Origin of the sequence: Mesorhizobium sp. M7A.F.Ca.US.005.03.1.1 (assembly GCF_003997975.1) — a bacterium.
Taxonomy (GTDB): Bacteria; Pseudomonadota; Alphaproteobacteria; order Rhizobiales; family Rhizobiaceae; genus Mesorhizobium; species Mesorhizobium ciceri.
The window spans coordinates 1-6,657 of the sequence record NZ_RZRO01000174.1 but is presented as its reverse complement, the minus strand read 5'-3'; the positions used below and the strand labels follow the sequence as shown (position 1 = coordinate 6,657).

At 64.3% G+C, this 6,657-nt stretch carries 4 protein-coding genes; 3 read left to right on the top strand and 1 reads right to left on the bottom strand.

Annotation, left to right across the window (positions count from 1 at the left end; genetic code table 11):
• The coding region (locus tag EN990_RS34500) for a mechanosensitive ion channel domain-containing protein (RefSeq protein WP_164766219.1) at positions 1-1,950 on the bottom strand (1,950 nt) is incomplete at its 3' end.
• A gap of 223 nt (positions 1,951-2,173) precedes the next feature.
• Here EN990_RS34500 and EN990_RS34495 point away from each other — a divergent pair.
• The 3 genes from EN990_RS34495 to EN990_RS34485 form a co-directional block, all read left to right on the top strand.
• Positions 2,174-3,433: a sarcosine oxidase subunit beta gene (locus tag EN990_RS34495; protein WP_127368926.1), complete on the top strand. Its 1,260-nt coding sequence runs from the start codon at positions 2,174-2,176 to the stop codon at positions 3,431-3,433.
• A gap of 17 nt (positions 3,434-3,450) precedes the next feature.
• A complete protein-coding gene (locus tag EN990_RS34490; RefSeq protein ID WP_127368927.1) occupies positions 3,451-3,747 on the top strand; it encodes a sarcosine oxidase subunit delta in 297 nt (98 codons plus the stop codon).
• The coding region (locus tag EN990_RS34485; RefSeq protein ID WP_164766218.1) for a sarcosine oxidase subunit alpha at positions 3,744-6,657 on the top strand (2,914 nt) is incomplete at its 3' end. The genes EN990_RS34490 and EN990_RS34485, both read left to right, overlap by 4 nt.

Genomic DNA, 6,657 nt, shown 5'->3' with positions numbered 1-6,657 from the left:
GATCTTCTTGACCGTGCCGCTGACGTCGCCGGCAACGATCCAGTCGCCCACCTTGAACGGCCGCTCGGCCAGAAGGATCAGGCCGGAAACGAAATTGGACACCACGTTCTGCAGGCCAAAGCCGATACCGAGGGAAAGAGCGCCGGCGACCAGTGCCAGGCTGGACAGGTCGATGCCCGCCGCCGAGATGCCGACCAGTGCCGCCAGCGCGACGCCGGCATAGCCGACCGCCAGCCTGATCGAGTTGCGCACGCCGGTATCGACCTTGCCACGCGCCATGACCGAGCCGTCGAGCCAGCCCTGGAACCAGCGCGTCAGGAAATAGCCTATGACGAAGACGACGATGCCGGAGAGGATGCCGGTGACCGAGATCGTCACCGAGCCGATGTTGATCCCGGTTGCGAGCTTGTAGGCCCAAGCCTGGATATCGCCGGGCTGGAAACCCCACATCATCAGGATCAGCGGCAGGAACACCAGCACGATCATCACATTGATGGCAACGCTGACGACAAGGCCGAGCTGATCGAGGGCCGTATCCTCGTAGCTGGAATTGGCCGACAGCCAGCGCCCGACGGAGGTGTTGGCGAAAGCACCCTCCTCGCCGATCGCCTGCGCCGACAGGAAGCCGATATAGGCGGTGATCAGCGCGGTGCCGGTAACGACGACCTGCAACGAAACGAACAGAGCAAGGCCGATGTAACCGAGCAGCGCCGCGACGATGGTGAAAAGACCGAGCGCAAGCGCCGTATAGCGCAGCCATGCCGGCCACGGCCGCCAGCTTCCGTCACGCGCCTTGAACGGCCTCAGCATCGCCATCAGGATCAGGATGACGCCGACGATGATGGTGGCGCCGAAACTGCGGGCGATGGTCAGCGACAGCGGCGAGCCCATCGTGTCGTTGACGATCGACAGGAAATAGTTGACGCCGAGGACCACGGCCATGGCAGTCGTCAGCCGCACAAGCCAGCGCGCCGGTCCGGTTTCGACGGGAATGAGCCGCCAGTTCGGCAGCCGCGGCTCGAGCGCCGCATTGGTCAGCCGGTTGACACAGAACACCCCGGCGATGACGGCTGCCAGCGTATTCAGGAAGACGCCGATGTCGCCGCGCAACAAATTGTAGTAGTTGAAAAAGAATACCGTGGAGGCCAGGAACACGCTGACCGCCAGCGACGGCAGCAAGGTCGACCAGAAGGCCACCGACAGGCGGCTGAGATAGGACGGGTTCTCGTTGGCAGGGTCGGCTTCGAATATGCGTCCGAACAGGCGCCGGCCGCCAACCAGCAGCACCAGCGCCAGCCCGAGCGCCACGAAGGTTGCCGCCAGGATCGCCTGGAACTTGAACTTGAAGGCAAAGCTCAACCAGGACGACACCGCCTTGTAGAGATTGCCGAACTCGTCGCGGGCGTCGGAAAACACCTGCGGGCTCAGCGCATCCGACAGCACGTAGCGCTTGGTCAAAAGATTGCGGAACAGCTCGCTGCGCATATTGCCGATCTTGTCGATCAGCCCGCTGATGCGGATCGACAGGTTCTGTGCGCTGGCAACGACCGCGTTGATCTCGGCCTTTTCCGATGCAAGCGCCTGACGCTCGCCCGTCACGATGTCGGGCTCCTGCGGCTGGCCCGCCGCCGGTGGAGGACCCAGCACCTCGATGCGATTGTTGATCTCGGTGAGCCGCGAGCGGAATACCAGCGCACTGGTGAGTGCCGCCCGCGACAGATCCTCCAGCTGCAGACGGATCTCCACGAGTGAGGCATCGTCCTCACCGTCCTGCTGTATCTTCTTCTCGAGATCGTCCGTCTTGGCCGTTAGATCCTGGATGACCTTTTGCTGATCGGCGACCAAACCGGCCGAGCCCTGGCCGAGCGCTTGCGCCATCGCCTTAAACGAAAGCGGCGCCGAAACGACCAGCGTGAGTACCAGGATGAGACGAAGCAATCGGAAAAGCATGATTTGTTGGCGACTCATCGGCGGCAAAGGCAATTTGAAAGCCTGTCCTTGATAAACACGGCCCTATCATGGGGCAAGCCGTCGTATCGCGAGCCCAACCGATCACTCACGCCGAGTGATCCCATCCCGGGCGTCGGCCAGTCGAAAGGCGATGGCGCAATATTGGCTTTGCGGATGCGGCCTGCTCTATAGTCTGCCGCATCGCCCGAACCGGATGACATCAATGGCAGAGTACTCGGCCTTTTCGCTGCTCGCGAACGCGCTCAAGGGAAACAAGGATTGGAAGCCGGCATGGCGCAAGCCTGACCCGAAGGCGTCCTATGACGTCATCATCATCGGTGGCGGCGGTCATGGGCTGGCGACCGCCTATTATCTTGCCAAGGAACACGGCATCACCAATGTCGCCGTTGTGGAAAAGGGCTGGCTCGGTTCCGGCAATGTCGGCCGCAACACCACGGCCGTGCGCTCGAATTATCTGCTGCCTGCCAACACCCGCTTCTACGAACACTCGATGAAGCTGTGGGAGAACCTGTCGCACGAGCTCAACTACAATGTCATGTTCTCGCAGCGCGGCTGCCTGAACCTGGCGCACACGCCGGCCCAATTCGACGACTATGCAAGGCGCGGCAACGCCATGCGCCATCTCGGCGTGGATGCCGAACTGATGACGAAGGCTGAGATCAAACGCCTGATTCCGGCGCTCGATATCTCCGACAACGCGCGTTTCCCGGTGGTCGGCGGCCTGATGCAACGCCGCGCCGGCACCGCCCGCCACGATGCGGTGGCCTGGGGCTATGCGCGCGGCGCCGACAGGCGCGGCGTCGACATCATCGAAAATTGCGAGGTCACCGGCTTCCTGCGCGACGGCGACCGCATATCAGGCGTCACCACTTCGCGCGGCGACATCCGCGCCAGGAAGGTGGCCGTGGCGGTCGCCGGCAGCACCGGACGCGTCATGCAGATGGCCGGCATCGAGACGATGCCGATCGAGAGCCATGTGCTGCAGGCCTTCGTCACGGAATCGCTGAAGCCCTTCATCGACACGGTCGTCACCTTCGGCATGGGCCATTTCTACATGTCGCAGTCGGACAAGGGCGGCCTCATCTATGGCGGCGACATCGACGGCTACAACAGCTACGCCCAGCGCGGCAATCTGCCTGTCGTCGACGAGGTGATGAGTGAAATGCTGGCGTTGTTTCCGGGCCTCGCGCGCGTGCGCATGCTGCGCTCCTGGGGCGGTGTTTGCGATATGTCGATGGACGGCTCGCCGATCATCACCGCCGGCCCCCTGCCCGGCATGTATCTCAACTGCGGCTGGTGCTATGGCGGCTTCAAGGCGACGCCGGCTTCCGGCTGGTGCTTCGCCTGGACCATCGCCAAGGACCAGCCGCACGACCTCAACGCGCCCTTCACGCTCGACCGCTTCCACCGCGGGCTGGTAATCGACGACAAGGGCCAGGGTGCAAACCCGCGGCTGCATTAGGCAATAGGTAGAGTCCAATGTTGATCACTTGCCCCTATTGCGGCCCGCGCGACGTCATCGAGTTCACCTATCAGGGTGACGGCAATCGTGAGCGTCCCGACCCCGCCTCGCAGAATTTCGAGGCGTGGAACGCCTATGTCTATGACCGGCTGAATCCGGCCGGCGACCACAATGAGGTCTGGCAACATTCCGGCGGCTGCCGCGCGCATCTCAAGGTCGTGCGCAACACGCTGACGCATGAGATTTCCAGCGTTGCCTTTGCGCGCGGCGATCATGGGCCGGCCGCGCGCCGCAAGGCGGAGGACAAGGCATGAGCCCGCGCCGTGCCGACACCGGCGGCCGCATCGACCGGCTGAAAACCATCCGCTTCACCTTCGATGGCACGGCCTACACTGGCCATGCCGGCGACACGCTGGCGTCAGCCCTGCTGGCCAAGGGCGTCACGTTGTACGGGCGTTCGTTCAAATACCACCGCCCACGCGGCCTGCTCACCGCAGGCGTCGAGGAACCCAACGCGCTGGTGACGGTGCTGAAGGGCGAGGTTCGCGAGCCCAACATTCCAGCGACCATGGTCGAGATCCATGACGGGCTGGTTGCCATCAGCCAGAACCGCTTTCCCTCGCTTGCCTGGGACATCAACGCCGTCAACCAGCTCGGCGGCAAGATCCTGTCGGCCGGGTTCTACTACAAGACCTTCATGGGACCGGTGTTCGGCCCGCTCAAGGGCACGCGTTTCTGGATGTTCTGCGAACACTTCATCCGCCGCGCAGCCGGTCTCGGCAGTGCCGGATCGGCGAAAGACCCGGCCCGCTACGAACGCATGAACGCCTTTTGCGACGTGCTGGTCGTCGGCTCCGGCCCTGCCGGCCTGATGGCCACCAAGGCCGCCGCCGATCAGGGTGCGCGCGTCATGCTGGCCGATCTCGAGCCGCATTTCGGCGGTTCGGCCAACTGGTCCGAGGAAACGATCGATGGCGCGCCTGCCGCCGATTGGGCGCGGCGCACCGTCGCCCAGCTCGCAGGCCGCGACAATGTCCGGCTTCTGCCGCGCACCACGGTGTGGGGTTACTACGACAACAACACGCTTGCGGCGCTCGAACGGGTCAGCGACCACAAGGAGCACCCCGGCAAGGGCGAGCCGCGCCATCGCTATTGGGCGATCCGCGCCAAATCCGTGGTCCTGGCCACTGGTGCGTTCGAGCGGCCGCTCATCTTCCCCGGCAATGACCGGCCAGGCGTGATGCTGGCGCATGCAGCCGAACGCTATGCCAACGAATTCGGCGTGCTGCCGGGCGAGCGGATCGCGTTGTTCACCAACAATGACAGCGCCTATCGGGCGGCTGTCGCCTTGAAGAAGGCCGGTGCTGCGGTCGTCGCCATCGCCGATGTCAGGCCGGAACTTTCGCCGGAGATGCGCAAGTTGGCCGCGGAAGCCGAGGCAGAGATCTTTGCCGGCCATGCCGTCGTCGCCACCGAAGGCGGCAAGGCGCTGTCCGGCCTCAAGCTGCAGCGCTTCGACATGGCCAATGGGGCACTCATCGGTGATGCACGCAGTATCCATGCCGATTGCCTGCTGATGTCCGGCGGCTGGTCGCCGACCATCCATCTGGCCAGCCAGGCCGGCGCCAAGGCGGAATGGAACGCCGCGCGGCAAGCTTTCCTGCCGCCAAAGCCGACACAGAGCTGGATCGGCGCAGGCGCCTTCACCGGAAGCTTCTCGACGGCCGAAGCCATCGCCGAAGGCCGCGCCGCCGGCCTCGCCGCCGCAGGCGGGCAGAGCACACCGTCCATGCTGCCGACCGTCGAAGCAGTGCCTGGCGATCCCGACCCCGCCCCGGTGTTCGAGATCAGGGCCAAGGGCAAGAGCTTTGTCGATTTCCAGCACGACGTCACGGCCGAGGATGTGCGGCTGGCTCACCGGGAAGGCTTTGTCTCGGTCGAGCATCTCAAGCGCTACACCACGCTCGGCATGGCGACCGACCAGGGCAAGAGCTCCAACGTGCCTGGCCTTGCCATCATGGCCGAGGCGCTGGGCAAGCCGATCCCCGAGGTCGGCACGACACGCTTCCGGCCGCCCTTTGCTCCGGTGTCGATCGGCTCGCTGGCTGCCGAGCGTTTTGGCGACCTGAAGCCAGAACGATTGACGCCGATGCATGACTGGCATCTGGCCAATGGCGCGACGATGTATTCCGCCGGCCTCTGGTACCGGCCGATGATCTATGGGCTTTCAGGCGAAACGGTCGAGCAGGCCTATGTGCGCGAAGCCAAGGCGACGCGCGAAAGCGCCGGCATCGTCGATGTCTCGACACTGGGTAAGATCGCGGTGCAAGGCCCTGATGCCGCCGCATTCCTCGACCGCGTCTACACCAACATGTTTTCGACGCTGGCCGTCGGCAAGGCCCGCTACGGGCTGATGCTGCGCGAGGACGGCCTCGCCTTCGACGATGGCACCACCTGGCGGCTCGGCGAGCAGGATTTTCTGATGACCACCACCACGGCCAACGCCGGCAAGGTGATGCAGCATCTGGAATATTTCCTCGACGTGATCTGGCCGGAGCTGAAAGTCCACGTCACCTCGGTGACAGACGAATGGGCAGGTGCCGCGATCGGCGGCCCGAAGGCCAGGCAGATCCTCGCCGCCTGTGTCACCGGCACGTCGGTCGACAACGCCACCTTGCCCTTCATGGGCATCGTGCGCGGCGAAATATCAGGCGTGCCGGTGATGATCTGCCGGCTGTCCTTCTCCGGTGAAATGGCCTTCGAGGTCTATTCCGGCGCCGGCCATGGCACCCATGTCTGGAAAGCGCTTGTCGAAGCCGGCAAGCCGTTCGGGCTGGTCACCTACGGTCTTGAGGCATTGGGCACCATGCGCATCGAAAAGGGCCATGTCACCGGCGCCGAGATCGACGGCCGCACCACGGCGCGCGACCTGCATCTCGACTGGATGCTGTCGAAGAAGAAGCCGTTCATCGGCTCGGCGATGATGGACCGCGAAGGCTTGATCGCATCGGACCGCCTCGAACTGGTCGGCCTGATCGCCCTCGATAACCGGCCGCTCAACGGTGGCGCCCACATCGTCGAGGAGGTTGACGAAGCCAATCCGCACGACTCCATCGGCCATATCACCGCCTGCTGCTATTCGCCGGCGCTCGGCAGACATATCGCGCTGGCGCTGGTCGAGGGCGGCAAGGCACGGCACGGCACGCGCGCCCACGTCTCCGATC